A 20,460-nucleotide genomic window follows, 5' to 3' on the forward strand; every position below is an offset into this window, starting at 1 on the left:
TCTGCTGCCTGTCAGCTGATCGCCGGCGGCCAGCGGCAAATTGGGACCGATCGTCGCAGTCTTGAGTAGGCGTGCGCACCTGGTCTTGTGTAGGCGGGCGTCTCGCGGCGGCGGTGCGTGGGCACAAGGGACCGATGAATGGCGACGTGCCGTGTCGTAAGGGGCCGATGAGTGGGGTTGGTGGATCCGCGACGTACCCTCCCATCCCCTGTCGTGGGGAGGGTACGGCGCGGATCCTGGGTCGGGCGGTCCCCAGACCGGCCGGTGTTGTCCGAGCCCCGAGCCCCGGACAGAACCAGCCGCTTTCGGCGGACCACCTCATTCCGCCGAAGCTTCGCAGGTACCGAATCGGACTGTAGTCAGTTGCTCACCAGGTGTCGATGGGGTCCGGACACAGCGCCTTTTCGATCTCGTTGCAACTAGCAACGATCGGTGACGCCACAAAGTGACGCGCTGGATTTTCAGATATCTCTGATCACGGTTTCAGGCGTCGAACGGCCGCACGAGTTCGCGCAATACGCGCGCGATCCGGAGCTGATCGCGCTCGCTGATCGAACCGAGCAATGCCCGCTCATGCGCGAGCAGATCGGCCATCGCGGCGTCGACCGAATCACGGCCGGCATCGGTCAACTGGACCAGCACGCCACGACGATCGGCCGGATCGGGCAGGCGCTCGACCAGTCCACGCGCGGCCAGCCGGTCCACCCGGTTCGTCATCGTGCCCGACGTCACCAGCGTCTCCTTGAGCAACCGCCCGGGGGAGAGCTGGTACGGCGAGCCGGCCCGGCGCAATGCCGCCAGCACGTCGAACTCCCAAGACTCCAGGCCGTACGACTCGAAGGCCTGGCTGCGGGCGCGGTCCAGGTGGCGGGCCAGCCGGCTGACCCGGGACAGCACCTCCATCGGCGCGACGTCGAGGTCGGGCCGCTCACGGCGCCAGGCCTCGATCAGCCGGTCGACCTCGTCTTCCATGGTGTCGAGCCTATGTCATCAAGACTCTTGACATCAAGACAACTCGCCAGCAAGATATCTTGATATCAAGAGACTTAATGGCCGGCACGGGAAGTTCGTCGAGTGGCTGCGGCGCCTAGGCACGCACCTCGACGAACTTCCGAGCCGATCACCTAGCGTCAGGAGGCGACGATGCGCACCTCACCGGTGTGGAATCCCCAGCAATACGGCAAGTACGCGGACCAGCGCGGCAGGCCGTTCGCGGATCTGCTCTCCCGGGTCCGGGCCGATTCGCCCATCACCGTGGTCGACCTCGGGTGCGGTCCGGGCAATCTGACCGTCACGTTGCTCGACCGTTGGCCGGGTGCTTCCGTGCACGGCGTCGACAGTTCGGCGGAGATGATCGCGGCCGCGACGGAGTTCGAGGGGGAGCGACTGACCTTCGAGGTGGCGGATCTGCGCGAGTGGATCAAGGTCACGCCGGCCGAGTCGGTGGACGTGATCGTGTCCAACGCGACGCTGCAGTGGTTGCCGGACCAACTCGACCTGCTGCCGGGGCTCGTCGAGCGCCTGCGTCCTGGTGGGTGGCTCGCGATCCAGATCCCGGGCAACCACGATGCGCCTTCGCACGAGATTCTCCGCGAGTTGGCGACCACCGCGCCGTACGCCGAATTCGCCGCGGCGAACGCCGTACGGACGAATTTGCCGGAGCCGTCCGACTACCTGGACGTGTTGACGTCGGCCGGGTGTGAGGTCGACGCGTGGGAGACGACGTACAGCCATGTCTTGCAGGGCGACAACGCGGTGCTCGAATGGGTCAAGGGGACGGGTGCTCGTCCGGTGTTGCAGTCGTTGCCGGATGAGTTGCGGGTGGAGTTCGAGCGGGAGTACGGCGAACGCCTGGCGCGGGCGTATCCCCGGCGGGCGTTCGGCACGGTGTTGCCGTTCCGCCGGATCTTCGCGGTTGCGCACAAGTCGGCCAATGGGGAGGAGAAGTAGATGCGGCTCGACCATGTGCAGGTCTCGTGCCCGCCGGGTGGTGAGGAGATCGCCCGCGCGTTCTACCGCGACGCGCTCGGCATGACCGAACTCGACAAGCCCCCGCTACTCGCGGCCCGCGGCGGCTGCTGGTTCCGCCTGGGTGAGGCCGAGATCCATATCGGCGTCGAGGCGGACTTCCGCCCAGCCCGCAAGGCCCATCCGGCGCTGGCGGTGGACGACCTTGACCACTACGCGGAAGTCCTTGCGGCCAGGGGCTTTCCGGTCACCTGGGACAACGAGACGATCCCCGGCCGCCGCCGCTTCCATACGGTCGACGGCCACGGCAACCGCATCGAACTCGTCTGACTCTGAAACTCCTTTTGTCCGCGAGTGGTCACATCTGGTCCGCACGGTCGCCTCTGCCGGAGCGCCGCCCGGACCAGATGAGACCACTCGCGGACAAAAGGAGTGGGCCCGCCGGACAATGGGGCCGCTCGCGGACCCAGGAGTCGGCCGCCCGCCGCTAGACCGCCCGCCCTGGACCGCCCGCCCTGGACCGACCGCCCTAGACCGCGCGCCGCTGGGCCGGCCGGCGCTGGGACGGCCAGCGCCGGACGGCCAATCAAGGGTTACTCGGTGGCGAGGGCGCCGGCGGGGGCTACCTTGGCGGCGCGGCGGGCGGGGAGGACTGAGGCGAGTAGGCCGGCTGCGGCGGCGACCAAGGCGATCGTGAGGAGCAGCCCGGCCGGCACGGCGTACTCGATGGTCTTGGCCTGGTTCCCCATCAACGCGGCGGTTCCGGCCCAGCCATAAGCCAGCCCGAGCGCGACGCCGAGCCCGGCCGCGACCAACGCCATCAGCAACGACTCGATGGCGAGCATGCTGCGCAGTTGGCGACGGGTGAGCCCAAGAGCGCGGAGTAGCGCGTTCTCCCGGGTGCGCTCGAGCACCGACAGGCTGAGCGTGTTGCCGACCCCGACCAGCGCGATCAGCACGGAGACCCCGAGCAGCGAGACCCCGATCGCGAGCAGTACGTCGAAGATCTTGGTGTAGCTGCTGCGCTCGGCCAGCCCACCCATCACGCCGAGATCCTTCACACTGGGGATCGACTGCGACACGTCGTCGACCACGCGGGCGCCGTCGGCCTTGGCGTTCGCGTCGAGCCAGTAGCCGGAGATCGCCGCCTTCGGAGCCAGCTTCCGCAGATCCGTCGAGCTGAGCACGACCGGGTCGAACCCGTCCGCGCGATGGACCTTCACCCGCAGGGACCTGCCGCCCTGCGTCAGGGTGATGTTGTCGCCTTCCTTCAGCTCGAGCCCCATCATCGTGTCCCGGTCGACCAGGGCGACACCCGGCTTCAGCTCACCGATTTGGGTGCCGCGGGCAACGGACTTGGCGGCGGCCGGGTCGATTCCGGTCACGTAGACCTCGTTCGCCCCCTTCTTCACCATCACGCTGCGCACCGGTACGACCTGGTCGATACCGTCGATCTGGTCGAGCTGGGCCTGCGCGTTTGCCGGCAGCTTCTCGCTGGTGCTGACGATCAGGTCGACCGGATACTCGTCGTCCATCGCGGTATCGAAGGTCTTCTCCACCGAGGCGATACCGACACAGGTCAAGCTGATGAGAGTCACACCGATCAGCAGGGCGGACGTAGTCGCGGCCGTACGGCGCGGGTTGCGAATCGCGTTGCCGACGGCGATCCGGCCGGGCACACCGCCACGGCGCGAGGGCAGTACGCCGATCACCTTGATCAGCGCGGGGACCAGCAACGAGCCGATGGCGAGAATGCCCGCGAACGACAACACCCCGCCGGCGACACCGATGAGCACCTGGACCGAGCTGGCGGCGACGTACAGCATGAATCCACCGGAGGCGATCAGTAGGAACCCGAAGGCCAGTCGGACCCTGCCGGCCTTCGACGCGGCGGCGGGCGCGGCGTCGGGCCGGAGCGCGGCCAGCGGCGCGACCCGGGTTGCCCGCCGGGCCGGCACGACGGCGGCGAGCATGGTGGCTACCAGGCCGAGCAGGAACGGCACGACCAGGCTGATCGCATCGGCGTACAGGCTGATCTTGGGAATGCCCCAGTCGAACCGGGTCGCCAGGGACAGACCGACGGCGGCGAGCAGTAGTCCGAAGGCCACGCCGATGGCGGAGGCCACCGCACCGACGATGGTCGCCTCGGCCAGCACCGTCCGGAAGACCTGGCGGCGGGAGGCCCCGACGCAGCGCAGCAGGGCCATCTCGCGGGTCCGCTGGGCGAGCAGAATGGTGAAAGTGTTGGCGATCACCAAGCAGGCCACGAACAGCGAGATCAGCGCGAACATGCCGAACACGCCACCGAGTACGTCGATGCCGTGCGTCATGCTCTGCACCTCGTGCTGGATGAACGCCTCGCCCGTGAACACCTTCATCCCGGGCACGGAAGTCTCGATGGCGGCGACCAGCGCCTCGGGCGTGACACCGCTCTTCGCGGCGACCAGCACCTGGTCGATATAGCCGGAGGGCGACCACTTCTTCACCGCGCCCGGGGTCGCGACGGTGTCGGATTCACCAAAGGCGGTGGAGTCGTCGATCGTGCCGACCACTGTGACGGGGTACGACCTCTCGGCCCGGCCTTCCCTGCTGGTCAGGGTGAACTTCGATCCGATCGGCAGCTCGCGCTTGACCGCCACCGAGGCGGGCAAGGCGACTTCCGCCGCGGACTTCGGGAACCGGCCGTCCTTCAGCTTCGGACCGGGCAGGCGCGGCTCGTTGCTGAGCGCCTGAATGCCGAGGTAGCTCGGCCGGACATCACCCTTCCAGGTGGTCTCCAGGTAGGCGCGGTTGGTACCGACGGCGACCTCGGTCTGCGGCAGCGCGCGAATGGTGGCGAGGCTCTTGGCGTCGAGCGACTCCTGCTCGCCCCGCACGACGGCGTCGACGCCCTTGTACTGCGCGCCGATGGTCTCGTCGATGCCGTGCGAGGCGGACGCCCGCGCGGACAGGGCGAGGGTGGCGAACCCGACGCCGAGCACGATCGCAAGGCAAGCGGCGACCAGGCGGCCCAGGTGGGCTCGCAATGAGTTGAGCACGGAACGACGCACGTCAGGCCCCCAGCCTGCGCAGCGCGTCGAGCACGGACTCCGGCGTCGGCTGGTCCAGTTCACCGGCCAGCTTGCCGTCCGCGAGCATCACCACGCGATCGGCGTACGACGCGGCCAGCGGGTCGTGCGTCACCATCACCACGGTCTGCCCGAACTCGCGCACCGACCGCCGCAGGAACCCCAGCACCTCGGCGCCGGAACGCGAGTCCAGGTTGCCCGTCGGCTCGTCGGCGAACACGGCCTCGGGCCGCCCGACCAGCGCCCGGGCCACCGCGACCCGCTGCTGCTGGCCGCCGGACAGCTCCGACGGGCGATGCGTCAGCCGGTCCCGCAGGCCGAGCACGTCGATCAGGGTCTCGAACCAGGCGGCATCGGGTTTGCGGTTGCCGAGCTCGAGCGGCAGCAGGATGTTGTCCTTGGCGGTCAGCATCGGCAGCAGGTTGAACGACTGGAAGACGAACCCGATCCGGTCCCGGCGGATCTTCGTCAGCTCCGCGTCGGGCATGCCGGTCAGCTCGGTCTCGCCGAGCAGGACCTGGCCGGACGTGGGGGTGTCCAGGCCGGCGAGGCAGTGCATCAGGGTCGACTTGCCCGATCCGGACGGTCCCATGATCGCGGTGAACCGGCCGACACCGAAGTCCACCGAGACGCCGTCGAGGGCGGCCACGGCGGTATCACCCTCGCCGTACACCTTGCGCAGGTCTTGGGCGCGGATGGCGGTTCGATGGCCGGCGGCGGGAGCCTGCGACAAAGTAGCCGCGGGGATCGTCATGGTTCTCCTTGGACACGGGCGGCAAGTTCGTCTCGCCGCGCTACCCAAGAAGCTATTGATCAATCGACCGCATTCCGTCCGACCATCGACTGCACTCCCCGTACGACCCTGGTCGTACACGGGGTCCGACGACTAGTCCTCTGGATGAGGGCCGGCCCAGAGGCCGCGGACGTGACCGATGTGCCGCAGCATCAATTGTTCGGCGCCGGCGGCGTCGCGGGCCTCGACGAGATCGACCAGTTCGTGGTGCTCGGCGGCGGACTGGCCGAGGCGGCCGCTCTCCACCAGCGGGGTCAGGCCGAGCAACCTGGTCTGTGAGCGCAGGTCGGACACGACGTCCACGAGCCGCGAGTTGCCGCTGTACGCCAGCAGGGTGACGTGGAAGACCCGGTCCGCCTCGATGTAGTCGATCAGGTTGCCGGCTTCTGCCGCGACCACGATGTCCTCGGCGAGCTCCCGGAGCCGGGGGAAGTCCTCCGCGGGGATGAGCGGTACGACGTCGCGCACGGTCGGCGGCTCGATCAGCAGGCGCAGCGAGGTCACGTTGTCGAGATCGTCGTCCGACATCTCGGTCACCCGGAAGCCCTTGTTGGGCAGCGAGATGACGAGACCCTCCTTCACCAGGTCGAGCATCGCCTCCCGCACGGGAGTCGCCGAGACGCCGAACTTGGCGCCCAACATCGGCGCGGAATAGACGGTGCCGGGCTCCATCTCGCCGGAGATGACCGCGGCGCGCAGGGCGTGCGCGACGTTGTCACGCAGGCTCTCCCGTTTGAGCCTGCGCACGCTGGGCAGCGGACGGGCGCTGCTGGCCTTCTCGGTCGACACGTCCACATTGTGGTCCACGATCGGTCCGAGGGGGAAACGACCGGCCGTCACGGCGTCGCTCGGACCCCGCCGCCAATGGATCGGACGAGTTCTGTCAGCCGGCAGTACACCTGTTCCGAGCTGAGGCCGTCGTGCTCGTACTCGTTGGTGACCCAGGCCTGCAGGTTCCCCACTCGTGCCGCCGTTTCCAGCTGCAGCCCGGAGTCGACGTACATGTCGTCGAAATAGACCGCGGCGGCCACCGGCACCTCGTTCGACGCGAGCCGGTCCAGGTCGTACAGCGGACCCCACGGTGAGCGCGCGGCGAGCAGCTCCACGGCGTCCCGGAACGGCCTGAGCACCCGGATCTCCTCGAACATCCAGGGGTACATCATCTCGCCCGTGAACAGCAGCGGCCGGGCCGATTCCGCAAAGGCAGGACGGGCCGCCCTCTCCCGCTCCGCCGCCCAAGACGTTCCACTGTCGCCGGATCCGTAGATGCTCTCCTGCAAAGCGGCGAACAACGGCCCGTCACTGAACGACGTACGGACGGTCACCTGGCTGAGGAACGTCTCGGACAAGTCGTCCCCCGTGAACGCCTCATCGAGCAGCCAGTGCATCCGCTCGTACCCCGGCTTCATCCCGAAATCGAGCCCGAGCGACTGGAACCGCCGTACGGTCAGCAGATCGCCATCCGGCAGCCGCACGTCTCCCACCGCCAGCCGATCGGCGATGGCCGCGACGACGTCGACGTTGTGCGGATAGCGGCGGTAGAACTCGCGGTTCTTCGCCTCGACGCGCGGATACGTACGCCGGTAGACCTCGGCGGCATCCGGCGTGACGGACGCGAGCCCGCCGGTGACGTAACAGGCCAGTAGACCTTCAGGCGCCTGCGAGAGGTACGTCAGCGTGATGAAGCCGCCGTAGCTCTGGCCTAGCGTCGACCACCGAACGCCGCCGTACACCGTAGTGCGCAGGTGTTCGGCGTCAGCCACGATCGAGTCGGCCCGGAAGCACGCCAGGTAGTCGGCCGCCTGCTCCGCCGTGTCGAAGGAGCTCATCCGCCGCCCGTCGACCGGCGTACTCCGGCCGGTGCCGCGTTGATCCAGGAGCACCACGCGGTACGTCTTCAGCGCCTCGCCGATCCAGCCCTTCGCCTCGGTCGGCCGTGGCGCCTTACCGCCCGGGCCGCCCTGGAGGAACAACAGGCAGGGCAGGTTCTCGTTCTTCCGCACAGGATCCACGAGCTCCCGCGCGAAAACGGTGATTCGCCGCTGGTCGGAGTCGTCCCACCAGTTCAGTGGCACCTCCAGCGTGTGCTCGCGGACGTGCATGCCGGGAATCGTGTAGCTCGTCATCTGGTGAGAGTCCGTTCCTGTTCGCGCGACCGACGCCGCCGGTCCCACTCCGGGTTGATCCGCGGAACGGCGGCCAGCAACGTCTTGGTGTATTCGTGCTGGGGCTGGTCGAAGACGGCGTCTCGCGACCCCAGTTCGACAATTCTGCCCTGGTTCATCACGGCGACCCGCTGGGCGATCTGCCGGACCACGGCCAGGTCATGCGCGATGAAGATGTAGCTGAAGCCGCTCTCGCGTTGCAACCGCATCAGCAGGTTGAGGATCTGCGCCTGGATCGACACGTCCAGCGCCGACACCGCCTCGTCGCAGATCACCAACTTCGGGCCGACCGCGAGGGCGCGGGCGATGCCGATCCGCTGGGCCTGACCGCCGGAGAACTGGGACGGATACCGCGCCGAGTGATCCGGGTTCAGCCCGACTCGCTCCATCAGCTCCTTGGTGAAGGCCCGGCGGCCGCCCTTTGGCGCGATGCCCTGGTAGGCCAGGGGAGCGGTGACGATCCGCTCCACCGTGTAGCGCGGGTTCAGTGACGAGAACGGATCCTGGAACACCACCTGTACGTCGTTGCGGAACCGCGCCAGGTCCTTCCCGGTCGCGCGCGTGATGTCCCGCTCCTCGTACTCGAGCGTCCCGCTGGTCGGATCGATCAAGCGGGCGGCGATCCGCGCGGTGGTCGATTTGCCGCTGCCCGACTCGCCGACGATCGCCAGCGTCTCCCCGAGTTCGACGTCGAAACTCACCCGATCCACCGCGGTGAACGGCACCTTAGGCGCCAGCCAGCCGCGGCCCTCGCCCCGGGTGACGAACTCTTTGGTCACTTCGCCCAACCGCAACAAGCTCATAGCGACACCTCATCGTCGATCCGCGGTACTGCGTCCAGCAGCGCGCGGGTGTACTCGTGCTGCGGATCCGAGAAGACCTGCTCAGCCGTGCCGTATTCGACCGGGTCGCCCGCGCACATCACCAGCACCCGCTTGGCGATCGAGCTGATCACCGCAAGGTCGTGCGTGATGAAGATCAGGCCGGCCCCGGTCTCGGCCTGCAGCTCGGCCAGCAGTTCGAGAATCTGCGCCTGCACGGTCACGTCGAGCGCGGTCGTCGGCTCATCCGCGATCAGCAAAGCGGGGGAGCAACACAGCGCCATCGCGATCATGATGCGCTGGCGTTGACCGCCGGAGAACTGGTGCGGGTAATGGTCGATCCGGCGTGCCGGGTCCGGAATACGCACCCGTTCGAGCGCCTCGATCGCCACCCGCCGGGCCTCGCGACGGGTCCCGCCCCGATGTGCCCGGTAGCCCTCCTCGATCTGCAAACCCACTGTGTAGTAGGGATTCAGGGACGACAACGGATCCTGGAAGACCATCGAGATCGCGTTGCCACGGATGCTCCGCAGCTCCGCCTCCGAACGGCCGAGCAACTCCTGGCCGTCCAGCCGAATGCTGCCGGTCGTCCGGCCACCCGGCGGCAGCAGCCCCAGGACGGCGAGCGATGTCATCGACTTGCCCGAGCCGGATTCGCCGACGATGCCGAGTGTGTCGTCGCGGTCGACCGTGAAGGAGACGTTCTTCACCACGTCGACCGGACCGCGACTGGTGGGCAGGGTGACGGTGAGGTCTTCCACCACGAACAGGGATTCGCTCATGACGACGTGACCCTCACTCTCGGATCGAGGGCGGTGTAAATGAGATCGACCACAACGTTGCCTAGGACAACGAAAAACGCCGCCAGCAGGGTGACCGCCATGATCACCGGCTGGTCGTTCTTGGCGATCGAGTCGGCGGCCATCTTCCCGATCCCGTTGAGGCCGAACACCGTCTCGGTGATCAGCGCACCGCCGAGCAGCCCGGCGAAGTCCATGCCGAAGATCGTCGTGATCGGTGTCAGCGCAGGACGGAGCGCGTGCCTGCGCAGGATCAACGATCGGTTCAGTCCCTTCGCCCGGGCGGTCCGGACGAAGTTCTCGGCCAGAGTGTCGATCACGTTCGCCCGGGTGAGCCGTGCGTACAGGCAGGCATAACCGACTGCCAGCACCGTCCACGGCATCAGGTAGGACTGGAACCACAGCCCGGGGTTCTCGCCGAATGCCGGCGCCGACGGGAACGGCAGGATCTGCAGCTTGACCACCAACACGTACTGCAGGACAAGCGCGAGCACGTAGTTCGGCACGCTCACCCCGGTCAGGGCAAGGGCCATCGCGCTCCGGTCCCACCAAGTGCCCTGCTTCACCGCGCTGATCAGGCCACCGACCACTCCGGCGAGAAGCCAGAGCACGGCCGCGCCGACAGCCACAGTGATACTCACCGGGAGGCGGGCAGTGATCATGTTCCACACCGGCTCGTTGGTCTGGAAGCTGTACCCGAGGCAGGGCGCCGAGCAATGCGCCGTCCCGTAATCGCGTCCAGCGAAAATGCCCTGCAGGAACTCCCAGAACTGGGTCAGCAACGGCTGGTTCAACCCGAGCACCGTGCGGATCGAGTCGATCCGCTCCGGCGTACAGGTCTTGCCGCAGATCATCACCGCGGGATCCGGCGAGAGCTTGAAGAAGATCAGGTAGGTGAACAGGCACACCGCCAGCAGGATCACCAGTACGCCGCCCAGCCGGCCGATCACGTAGCGCGTCATCAGGCCGCCTCTCCAGCGTCGACCACCGAGCGGATCTTGTCGCCGAGCACCGTCAGTGACAGCACGGTGAGGAACAGGAACGCGCCGGGAATGGCGAAGAACATCGGGTCCACCGAGTACCAGCTCACCGAGTTGGAGATCATCTGGCCCCACGACGCGGTCGGCGGCGACACTCCGACGCCGAGGAACGACAGGCCGGCCTCCGTACCGATATAGCCCGGTACGGCAAGAGTCGACATGACGATGATCGAGCTGCGCAGGTTCGGCAGGATCTCCCGGAACACCAGCGCGAGACTCGTCGCCCCGGAGGCGCGCGCCGCCTCGACGAACTCACGCTCGGCCAGCGTCATCGTCTGACCGCGGATCACCCGGGCCAGGTACGGCCAGCCGAACGCGCTGATCACCACGACCAGCAGCACCGGGCGGTTCCCGGCGGGCAATGACGACAGGATCGCGATCATGAAGATCAACGCCGGGAACGCCATCAGGAAGTCCATCAGCCGCGAGATCACCTGGTCCACCCAGCCGCGGTAGTACCCGGCCAGCATGCCGAACACGACCCCGAGGATCCCGGTCAGCACGGTGGCCGAGATCGCGATCGTGATCGAGATGCGGGCGCCGTACACGATCCGGGCGAACAGGTCGCGGCCGTTCTGCGGCTCGACGCCGAACCAGTGGTCGGCACTGACCCCGCCGAGCGATCCGTGTGGAACGCCGCCGAGATCGGAGTTGATCGCGCTCGAGTCGAACTCGTACGGCCCCCACCCGCTGATCTTGGTGATCAACGGGGCGAACGCGGCCATCAGCACGACGAGCAGCAGGAATGCGAGGCAGCACACCGCAGCCTTGTCATGCAGGAGTCTGGTCAGGATCCGGGAGGTCGGGGCCGGGGGACCGCCAGGCGCGGCGGTCCCCACCTCCTCGACCTCGAGCAACGTCGGGGCCGTGGACATCGGCTACTTCCCGGCGTCCGACACACCGACCGAGACCAGGTCGATACCACCGGAGAATCCGTCGTGCAGGTAGGCGCCGGCAATGTTGCTACCAGCAACGATCAGCACCTTCTCGTACAACAGCGGAACCACGGGCGCGAGCTTCATGATCTGCTTGTCGAGTTCGCCGTACGCCGCGTTGGCCGCGTTCACGTCCTTCTCGGCGGCGATCTTGTCGATGCTGGCGTTCACGCCCGGGTCGTTCAGCTGTGCCAGGTTCGAGTTGCCCTTGGCGGTGATGTTGCGACCGTCGAACAGCGGCGGCAGGAACGTCGCACCGGACGGCCAGTCCGGGCACCAGCCCGTGATCGCGGCATCGTGCTGCTGCGACGGCGTACCGATCACCTCGTAGTACGTCGAGGTGTCGATCGTGTTGATCTTGACCGTGATCTTCAACGGCTGAAGGGCCTGCTGGACCGCCACCGCCATCGCCTGCATCTTCGGCTGCGCGCGGGTGTCCAGCGTCAGGGTGAAGCCGTCCGCCTTGCCGGCCTCGGTCAGGAGCTTGCGCGCCGCCTCGACATCGCCCTTACCGTCCGGGCTCGGGTACGGGTCGTAGTCCGTGCGGCCGACGACGGTCGGCGGCTGGATGCTGGTGGCGAGGTCGGCCAGAGTCGAGCCGCCGACAGCGTCCCGGACGGTCTGCTTGTTGATGGCGAAGTTGATCGCCTGCCGGACGCGCACGTCGTCGAACGGTTTCTTCGTCGTGTTCAACCCCATGTACGTCGTACAGCCGCCGAGGCCGGACAGCGTTCGCTGCTTGAGCTGCGGGGTCTGCACCCGGGCCACCGTGGCGGCCTGGATCGTGCCGGCGATGGCGTTCGCGTCCGTGCCCTGGCCGGCGATCATCCGCTCGTCGATGGTGGCGCCGTCGAGCCCGAAGGTCCACTGGAAGCCGTCCGGCTTGGCCGCGCGAATGGTGTCGGTCTTGGCGTCCCACTTGTCGTTGCGGACCAGCTTCAGCGAGGCGCCCGGCTTGTACTCCGAGACCTTGTACGGCCCGGAAGCGATCGGCTTGCTGTCGAACTCGGTGCCCGCGCCGGTGCCCTTGGGGAACGGGACGAAGGTGTTCTGCGCGACCACGCTGCCGAAGTCGGCGTACGCCTTCTTCAGATGGAAGACGACGGTCTTCGCGTCCGGCGTCTCGATGGTCGGCAGGTCGCCCGACTTGTACGGACCCTCGTAGTTCGCGGGCGCGGCGATGATCTGCTTCGCATACGGCGAACCGATGCCGATCTCGGGATCCCAGGCCCGGGACACCGCGAACTTCACGTCAGCGCTGGTGATCGGAGCACCGGTCTCGAAGAACAAGCCGTCCTTGAGGGTGAACGTCCAGGTCTTTCCGCCATCGGTCGGCTTGCCGGTATCCGTCGCGAGGTCGGGCTCGATCTTCGTGCCTTCCGCGCCGGGCGCCGCGCCTTGGGTGGTCAGCGTCCGGTAGATCAGCCGGTAGAAGTTGTTCACCCCGCCGTCGAAGCCCCGCACCGGGTCGAGGTGCGAGAAAGCGGTGGTCGCGAGGACCTGCACCGTGCCGCCGGTCGCGGCCGGTCCACCTGGCCCGGCCGAGGCCTTCTCACCGCCGGCCGCATTCCCGGAGCAAGCCGTCAGCACGAGCGCGCCGGATAGCACGAGCCCCACCAGCATCGTCGATCTCTTCATGGATCCTTCTCTCACTTCGCGGGCTCGGCGAGCCCCGGATGGTGTTGTCAGCGGTTCTGGCGCAGCCAAACGCGCATCGCACGGGGTTGGCGGTTGCCCCAGAGGAAGTACGGAACGAACGTCGCCGTCAGCTCGCTTGCCGGGCCATCGGCTTTGGCTGGTAGGACCGGGTAGAGCTCGTCGGACGGAGGCGGCGCGACCCCGACCGTCATCTCCAGTACGACCGAATCCGTCGTCGGGACTGCGCGGGCGTCGGCCACTGCGGCCGGATCCAGCAGCAGGTCGTCGACGGCGGCCGCCACATCTTGTTGCTCGAGGCAATAAACGAGCGGCCCGCGCGCCACCGCGACGGCGCCACGAGTCGCATCGAGATAGGGGTGCGAACCATGCGCCCGGGCCGGCATCCGCAGCACAAGTCGTACGACGTCACCGGCGGCGAACTGCCGGCTCACCGTCAACCAGCCGCCGTCGGTCTGGCCGTCGGCCGGTACGTCGTTCAACTCCACGCCGTCGGCCCATGCTGGAACGCGCAGCGCTAGGGTCCGCTCTTCAGCCGGCGCGCGGTTCACCTCGATCCGGATTTCGCCGTCCCACGGATACGTCGTACGGACCTCGACGGCGAAGTCGCCCGCGTCGATGCGCGCGTCGGCGTACAGGCCGATGTAGAGCGTGCCGCCTCGCTGCGCCGCGACGTAGTCCTGGAGCTGCGCCATCCAACGGACGATGTTCGGCGGGCAGCACGGACAGCCGAACCACGACCGCCGCAACGGCTCGCCACCGCTCTCCGCGCCGCTGCGCTGCTCGTGGTCAGGGCGGCGCTGCAACGGATTGTCGTAGAAAAACGCCGTACCGTCTGCCGACAACCCGACCGCATAAGCGTTGTAGAGAACGGTTTCGAAGACATCCAGGTACGTCGACGCGCCAGTGGCGAGGAACATCCGCCAGGCCCATTGCATCGTCGCGATCGCGGCACACGTCTCGCTGTAGGCGCGTTCGGACGGCAGCTCGTACCGGTCGCCGATCGCCTCATCGGAGTGACGGCTGCCGAGACCTCCGGTGAGGTAGAGCTTGGTCGCGACCATGTCGGCCCAGAGCCGCTCCAATGCCGCCAGCAGCGTTGGGTCGCCCGTCTCCAGGTGTACGTCCGCCGCGCCTGCCGCGAGGTACGCCATCCGGACCGCGTGGCCGGTCACCGACGGGAGCTCGCGGAACGGCGCGTTGTCCTGGAAGTACTCGGCCGGGAAGATGCTGTGCTTCAGGTTGCCTCGGCCTCGCCGGTCGACGAACAGCCTGGCCTGCGTGAGGTAATCGTTGTTGCCGGTCTCGCGATACAGCTCGACCAGCGCCATCTCGACCTCGGGATGACCGCAGACGACTTCCGCGCCTTGCTCGCCGAACTTCTGGACCACGAGGTCGGCGAACCGGGCGGCGATTGCGAGCAGCCGGCCGTCGCCCAACTGCCGGTTCGCCGCGACCGCCGCCTGGATCAGGTGGCCGAGGTTGTACAGCTCATGGCCCCAGCCGAGGTCTTCCCACGGCTTCTTGGTCGACGCGGGGTCCTGGAAGAACGAATTGAGATAGCCGTCTTCCGCCTGGACCTGGGCGAGGAGCTCGACCGCTTCGTCGAAGAATTCCCTTGCGCCATTTGGCTCTTCCAGTCGTCCGAGCTCGTAGGCCAGACCCTCGAGTGTCTTGTAGATGTCGGTGTCGAGGAACGGGTAGCGGCCGCGGTAGCCGCCGGTGGACGGGTCGATCAGGCGGCGCAGGTTGTCGAGGTTGCCGGCCTTCCGCAGCTCCGCGATCGAGTGCGGGATGGTCGCCAGCCGGTTCCGCCGCTGCCAATCGAACAGCAATCCGCCGGTGAGCTGGACCGCGTCAGTACGCAATGGGGTGACCGCGCCGGCCGTCGTCTGGACCGCACTATTCCTCGTCGGCCGATCAGTGCTGTGTGACATTGCACTGACACTAGAGTGCGATCGACCGGCCTGACAAGCAGTTCTAGTGGTTGGGTCGGACGAGGCCGGTTTCGTAGCCGAGGACTACCAGTGCGACGCGGTCCCGGAGTCCGGTTTTGGCCAGAATGCGGCCGATATGGGTCTTGACAGTTGCCTCGGACAACGTGAAGAGCTTGGCGATCTCGCCGTTGGAAAGACCCCTCGCCACCTCGACCAGGACCTCGCGTTCGCGGGCGGTCAACTCGGCAAGGTCGGGTCGTTCCTGGTCGGCGTCGGGGAGTTGTCCGGCGAAGTGCTCGAGCAGCCGGCGCGTCGTACTGGGGGAGACGACCGCGTCGCCGGAATGCACTTGACGGATAGCCGTGAGCAGGTCCGCGGGTGGGGTGTTCTTCAGCAGGAAGCCCGCGGCGCCGGCCTTGATCGCGGCGAAGGCGTACTCGTCGAGGTCGAAGGTGGTCAGCACGATCACCTTCGGTGCCTCGGGCAACGACTGGAGCCGCCGGGTGGCCTCGACCCCGTCCAGGCGGGGCATTCGGACGTCCATCAGTACGACGTCGCTGGCCGTCACCTGCAACCGCTCGAGCGCCTCGCCGCCGTCACCGGCCTGACCGACGACCCGCATATCGGCCTGGGAGTCCACCAGCATGGTGAATCCGGCCCGCACCAGCTCCTGGTCATCCACCAGGAATACGCGGATCACGCCATCGTCGGTCACTGACTTCCTCCAACTTGCAGTTCATACGGGAGCCGGGCGATCACCTCGTAACCACCACCGGCTCGTGGTCCGGCACTGACCGTACCGCCCGAGATCGAGGCGCGTTGCCGCATCCCGACCAGGCCGTGGCCCGGATCGTTGCTCGTCGCGGCGGCGGCACCGCGCCCGTCGTCGGTCACCACCACGGTCAGCATCTCGCGCCCATACTCGAGATCGACGGACGTGTGGGCCCCCGGCCCGGCGTGTTTCAGCGTGTTGGTCAGACCTTCTTGAACGATCCGGTACGCCGTGAGGCCGAGCAGCGCGGGCAGGTCCCGCGCCTGGCCGCGAATCTCGAACTCGACGGTCAGACCCGCGTTGCGCACGTTCTCGATCAGCTCGGGCAGTTGCGATACGCCCGGCTGCGGTCGCGGCTGATCCGGGTCGAGCTCCGCCTGGGTGTCCGCCTTGAGCAGGCCGAGCATCTTGCGCATCTCGGTCAGCGAGGCCCGGCCGGTATCGCCGATGGTCGCAAGCGCCTTCTTGGCCTGATCCGGATTCGCGTCGGCGGCGTACAGACCGCCGTCGGCCTGCACGATCATGATCGACAACCCGTGCGCGACGACGTCGTGGATCTCGCGGGCGATCCGGGTCCGCTCGTTGGACACGGCGAGTTTGGCCTCGCGATCGCGGTCCCGCTCGAGCTGGGCCGCGCGCTCCTCCAGCTGGTCGACGTACAGCGTCCTGGTCCGTCGCCGCTCGCCGATCGCCCAGACGCCAAGGACCACCGCGCCGAACGTCAACAGCATGGTGAACTGCTGCTTCCAGTCGGACCCGGTGTAGTACCGGCTTACGGCCATCAGGACGCCGATCATGCCGACGCCGAGCGCGAAGCGGCTCTGTCTCTGGTTGCCGTACACCGCGATCGCGTAGAGCGCGACCAGCAGGCCGACGTTGCCGGCCATCAGGTCGATCCCGGCCAGCCACTGGAGCACCGCCGTACCGGAGCAGACCGCGAAGACCTGAGCGGTGTGGGTCCGGCGGAACAGCAGCGGCGCGAGCATGCCGAGGCTGATGATGCCGGTGTAACCCTCCTGCGTGACGGAGAAGATGACCCCGAAGAAGGTGAGTCCGCCGGCCAGGACGACGTCGAACGCCATCTCGCGGCGGTTGGTCCACCGCGCCTGCACGATCCCCTTCATGCCGGTCAGGGTACGGCGCTGCGCCTGGCCGAACGTCATTCCCCGGGTGGATGTCGCCGTACTACCAGGGGCTGGTCTATTTGTGCGGGCGCGTGGACAGGGTCGGCTTGGCCTCGAGCCCGGACAGGCCGTTCCAGGCGAGGTTGACCAGGTGGGCCGCGACGTCGACCTTCTTCGGTTTGCGCTCGTCGAGCCACCACTGGCCGGTGAGCGCGACCATGCCGACCAGCATCTGCGCGTACATCGGGGCGTTCTTCGGGTCCAGCCCGCGGCGCTTGAACTCCTCCGCGAGGATGTGCTCGACCCTGGTGCCGACGTCGCTCAGGATCGAGACGAACGAGCCGGTGGCGGATCCGACCGGCGAGTCGCGCACCAGGATGCGGAAGCCGTCGGAGGAGTTCTCTATGTAGTCGAGCAAGGCCAACGCGGCCTGCTCGACCAGTTCATGCGCACGCCCGGCGGTCAGCGAGGCCGTGACGCCTTCGAGCAGACTGCGCACTTCGCGGTCCACCACCACGGCGTACAGGCCCTCTTTGCCGCCGAAGTGCTCGTAGACGACCGGCTTCGAGACCTCGGCGCGCGCCGCGATCTCCTCGACCGAGGTGGCCTCGAAACCCTTCTGGGCGAACAGGGACCGGGCGATCGTGATGAGCTGCTCGCGCCGTTCGGCGCTGGTCATCCGCACCCGGGTGGACCGGCGCGGTTTTGCTTCCGTCACGGCTTCATCACACCTGTTATCTCCCGGGTCATCACGTCAGCATCATGCCGCACCCCAGGTCGAGTTGGTGGGATGTTTTCAAGCTCCCGCCGAGACTCGACGGGCCTCGAGGCGTTCTTTGACCGGCCAGCGGACATCGGAAACCCAGCCCATCTTCTCGAAGAACCAGATCGTCCGGGCGGACGTATCCAGCTGCCCTCTGAGTACGCCGTGGCGCGCGCAAGTCGGGTCGGAGTGGTGCAGGTTGTGCCAGGACTCGCCCTGGCTCAGGATCGCGAGCCACCAGACGTTGCCCGACCTGTCCCGGCTCTTGAACGGCCGGGTGCCGATGGCGTGACAGATCGAGTTGATCGACCAGGTGACGTGGTGCAGCAACGCGATCCGGACCAGCGAGGCCCAGAAGAACGCGGTCAGCGCGCCCTCGATCGACCAGGACCACAGCCCGCCGATGACGGCCGGCAAGAACAGGGAGACGAGCACCAGGTACGGGAACATGCGGGACACCTTGACGACGTCCTTGTCCTTCAGCAGATCCGGCGCGTACTGCCGCTGCGGGGTCTGCTCGGGATCGAACAGCCAGCCGATATGCGCATGCAGGAGGCCCTTGGCCAGCGCGCCGAGCGACGTACCGTATTTCCACGGGCTGTGCGGGTCGCCGTCGCGGTCCGAGAACTTGTGGTGCTTGCGGTGATCCGCCACCCAGCGCACCACCGGGCCCTCGACGGCGAGCGAACCCGCGATGGCCAGCGCGTACTTCAGCGGGCGGTTCGGCTTGAACGACTTGTGCGTGAAGTAACGGTGGAAGCCGATCGAGATGCCGTGACCGGAGATCGTGTAGAAGACGATGGCGATCACGATGTCGCGCCAGCCGAGGAACCCACCCCACGCGACCGGCACAGCTGCCAGCACGGCGAGGAACGGGATACCGATGAACAGCCCGAGCGCGATCTGCTCCCAAATATGCTTCTGCTCGCCACCCCGAGTACCAGTCTCAAAGCCTTCGGTTCCGGCAGCGGTCGTATCGCCGGAGGTCGTCGCGGCGGTTTTCTGGTCGGCGCGGGTGGGCGCCTCGGGGGTGCTGACGGCGGGTGGCGTCATCTCGATATCCCTTGCTGAAGGGTGCACTTACCTACGCCACCGTAACCTACGGTCCCGTAGGTTACGCAACCCCTCGGCGTGTTAGATCCCCTACTCATGGCAGAATCTCCGCCGACGCTTGTCCCGCGCGGACAGGCATCAGTCCCCCGTGGGGTAATCGGCAGCCCGCGAGACTTTGAATCTCGAAGATCTGGATCGAAACCAGGCGGGGGAGCAAGCCAACAAAACCCCGGTTCGGAACCCTCCGAACCGGGGTTTGTCAACGGAACTGCTAACACGGCGATTGGAGTGGATCGTGGCTGACCTTGAGGGCGAAGCCCCAGGCTGGGATGCCATCGAGGCCGCAGTCGCTCGGGTTGTGCCCGCCCAGCAGCCGCTGCATTGGTTAACGAACACACTGCCCGGCCAGGACGGCATCTACGGTCTAAGTGCCTACTTGGCGGGAGGGCATTGGCTGCTTGTCACCTTCGGGCTCACCGAACTGTTCAGCAAGGAAAGCGACGACCTGCTGAACAGCGGCTGGGGATTCGAGCTGACGCTGCGGGTGCCCGCAGCCGAGGCTGAGCCACCGGTCTGGGCGCTTCGCCTCCTTCAGCAACTCGGCGCCTACGTCTTCAGCGCAGGCCAGCCGTTCGATCACGGACACCGAATGGATCCGGGTGGGCCGATCACTGGCGCACCTGACACCCGCCTGACCGCCCTCGCATTCGCCAACGATCCACAGTTGGCCACCGTCACCACCCCTCACGGCGCGGTGCGGTTTCTGACAGTCGTCGGGATCACTGCCGATGAACTGGTCCGGATGAAGGCGACGAGTACGGCCGAGGTGCTGACCGAACTCTCCTTCACCTCGCCGCTCCTGGTCACCGACCCGCATCGTTAGGCCGCTTAAAGGCGTTCCGCGCCAGAGGTCGCATCGAAGTGGTTTGCGGCTGCTTGGACTGCGTTTCTCTGGGCGCGCCGGAAGGCCGGGTCTGGGTCGACGGGGTCCGCTTCGCTGCCGGCTCGGCCGTCGGTCAGTTCGCGGATGATGTCGGCATGGCCGGCGTGCTGTGCGGTCTCGGCGACCATCCGGATCAGCAGCACCCCCAACGTTGTCTCCTGGTGGCCCTCGGCCCAGTGTGCGACGTGGCCTGGGCTGTCCAGGTTCAGCTCGGCGACGGTGAGGTCGGAGTGCGCACAGGCCTGCCGGTAGACGCCTGCGATGTAGTCACTCGATTCGTCAGGTGTGGCCCACATGTCGATCTCGTCGTACGGGTCATCCCGGAACCAAGACGGCCGCTCGATTGGTGGGTGGCCGAACGACGCACCGAGATACGCGTACTCCAGGCCGGCCAAATGCTTGACCAGCCCGAGCAAGTTCGTACCGGTCGGAGTCGACGGACGACGCCGGTCGTACTCCGATAGGCCCTCCAGCTTGGCGAGCATCACCGCCCGACTGCCCTGCAGCACCCTCAACAGCTCGGCCTTGAGATCGACCATCACCCGCACCTCCTGCCCGGACCCTACCGAACGGGTCTCGCCAGCAAACGGGCGTGGATCTGGCTGTCGGCCGGACGTCCACG

The 20,460-nt window shown here is 67.3% G+C and carries 19 protein-coding genes; 3 read left to right on the top strand and 16 right to left on the bottom strand.

Features of this window, described 5'->3' with window-relative positions; translation table 11 throughout:
• Window positions 1-483: 483 nt before the first annotated feature.
• A complete protein-coding gene (locus OG394_RS34360) occupies window positions 484-972 on the bottom strand; it encodes a MarR family winged helix-turn-helix transcriptional regulator (protein WP_328991363.1) in 489 nt (162 codons plus the stop codon).
• 171 nt (window positions 973-1,143) lie between these two features.
• Between OG394_RS34360 and OG394_RS34365 the strand changes: the two genes are divergently transcribed.
• A complete protein-coding gene (locus OG394_RS34365; RefSeq protein WP_328991364.1) occupies window positions 1,144-1,950 on the top strand; it encodes a trans-aconitate 2-methyltransferase in 807 nt (268 codons plus the stop codon).
• Window positions 1,951-2,298: a VOC family protein gene (locus OG394_RS34370; protein ID WP_328991365.1), complete on the top strand. Its 348-nt coding sequence runs from the start codon at window positions 1,951-1,953 to the stop codon at window positions 2,296-2,298.
• A gap of 263 nt (window positions 2,299-2,561) precedes the next feature.
• Here OG394_RS34370 and OG394_RS34375 read toward each other — a convergent pair whose 3' ends face one another.
• The 14 genes from OG394_RS34375 to OG394_RS34440 all read right to left on the bottom strand — a co-directional run bounded on the left by OG394_RS34375 (window position 2,562) and on the right by OG394_RS34440 (window position 18,895).
• Window positions 2,562-5,018, bottom strand: a complete 2,457-nt coding sequence (locus OG394_RS34375; protein ID WP_328991366.1) for an ABC transporter permease — start codon at window positions 5,016-5,018, stop codon at window positions 2,562-2,564.
• A 1-nt stretch (window position 5,019) separates the two neighbouring features.
• Window positions 5,020-5,790: an ABC transporter ATP-binding protein gene (locus OG394_RS34380; protein ID WP_328991367.1), complete on the bottom strand. Its 771-nt coding sequence runs from the start codon at window positions 5,788-5,790 to the stop codon at window positions 5,020-5,022.
• A gap of 132 nt (window positions 5,791-5,922) precedes the next feature.
• Window positions 5,923-6,618, bottom strand: a complete 696-nt coding sequence (locus tag OG394_RS34385) for a GntR family transcriptional regulator (protein WP_328991369.1) — start codon at window positions 6,616-6,618, stop codon at window positions 5,923-5,925.
• A gap of 47 nt (window positions 6,619-6,665) precedes the next feature.
• Complete coding sequence (locus OG394_RS34390) at window positions 6,666-7,955, bottom strand: alpha/beta fold hydrolase (RefSeq protein ID WP_328991371.1); 1,290 nt, start codon at window positions 7,953-7,955, stop codon at window positions 6,666-6,668.
• Window positions 7,952-8,797, bottom strand: a complete 846-nt coding sequence (locus tag OG394_RS34395) for an ATP-binding cassette domain-containing protein (RefSeq protein WP_328991372.1) — start codon at window positions 8,795-8,797, stop codon at window positions 7,952-7,954. Before OG394_RS34395 ends, OG394_RS34390 begins: the two co-directional genes overlap by 4 nt.
• A complete protein-coding gene (locus tag OG394_RS34400; protein WP_328991373.1) occupies window positions 8,794-9,597 on the bottom strand; it encodes an ABC transporter ATP-binding protein in 804 nt (267 codons plus the stop codon). Before OG394_RS34400 ends, OG394_RS34395 begins: the two co-directional genes overlap by 4 nt.
• Window positions 9,594-10,577: an ABC transporter permease gene (locus OG394_RS34405; protein WP_328991374.1), complete on the bottom strand. Its 984-nt coding sequence runs from the start codon at window positions 10,575-10,577 to the stop codon at window positions 9,594-9,596. Before OG394_RS34405 ends, OG394_RS34400 begins: the two co-directional genes overlap by 4 nt.
• Window positions 10,577-11,530: an ABC transporter permease gene (locus tag OG394_RS34410; RefSeq protein WP_328991375.1), complete on the bottom strand. Its 954-nt coding sequence runs from the start codon at window positions 11,528-11,530 to the stop codon at window positions 10,577-10,579. Before OG394_RS34410 ends, OG394_RS34405 begins: the two co-directional genes overlap by 1 nt.
• 3 nt (window positions 11,531-11,533) lie before the next feature.
• Window positions 11,534-13,228: an ABC transporter substrate-binding protein gene (locus OG394_RS34415; RefSeq protein ID WP_328991377.1), complete on the bottom strand. Its 1,695-nt coding sequence runs from the start codon at window positions 13,226-13,228 to the stop codon at window positions 11,534-11,536.
• A 47-nt stretch (window positions 13,229-13,275) separates the two neighbouring features.
• Window positions 13,276-15,183, bottom strand: a complete 1,908-nt coding sequence (locus OG394_RS34420; protein WP_328991378.1) for a glycoside hydrolase family 127 protein — start codon at window positions 15,181-15,183, stop codon at window positions 13,276-13,278.
• 43 nt (window positions 15,184-15,226) lie between these two features.
• Window positions 15,227-15,898, bottom strand: coding sequence for a response regulator transcription factor (locus tag OG394_RS34425; protein WP_328991379.1), 672 nt, complete (start codon window positions 15,896-15,898; stop codon window positions 15,227-15,229).
• Entirely contained in the window at window positions 15,895-17,079 is a 1,185-nt protein-coding gene (locus tag OG394_RS34430; protein WP_328991380.1) for a sensor histidine kinase, read from the bottom strand. The genes OG394_RS34425 and OG394_RS34430 overlap by 4 nt, the downstream gene beginning before the upstream one ends.
• Before the next feature lie 76 nt (window positions 17,080-17,155).
• Window positions 17,156-17,797 carry a TetR/AcrR family transcriptional regulator gene (locus OG394_RS34435; RefSeq protein WP_328991381.1) on the bottom strand — a complete coding sequence of 214 codons (642 nt, stop codon included), beginning with the start codon at window positions 17,795-17,797 and terminating at the stop codon, window positions 17,156-17,158.
• Between the two features lie 78 nt (window positions 17,798-17,875).
• Window positions 17,876-18,895: an acyl-CoA desaturase gene (locus tag OG394_RS34440; RefSeq protein WP_328991382.1), complete on the bottom strand. Its 1,020-nt coding sequence runs from the start codon at window positions 18,893-18,895 to the stop codon at window positions 17,876-17,878.
• Between the two features lie 295 nt (window positions 18,896-19,190).
• Between OG394_RS34440 and OG394_RS34445 the strand changes: the two genes are divergently transcribed.
• On the top strand, window positions 19,191-19,778 hold the full coding sequence (locus OG394_RS34445) for a suppressor of fused domain protein (RefSeq protein WP_328991383.1): 588 nt from the start codon (window positions 19,191-19,193) through the stop codon (window positions 19,776-19,778).
• Between the two features lie 5 nt (window positions 19,779-19,783).
• Here the strand turns inward: OG394_RS34445 and OG394_RS34450 are convergent, their stop codons facing one another.
• Window positions 19,784-20,377, bottom strand: coding sequence for a DinB family protein (locus OG394_RS34450; RefSeq protein WP_328991385.1), 594 nt, complete (start codon window positions 20,375-20,377; stop codon window positions 19,784-19,786).
• Window positions 20,378-20,460 lie beyond the last annotated feature (83 nt).

The sequence above is a fragment of the Kribbella sp. NBC_01245 genome (genome assembly GCF_036226525.1).
Taxonomy (GTDB): domain Bacteria; phylum Actinomycetota; class Actinomycetes; order Propionibacteriales; family Kribbellaceae; genus Kribbella.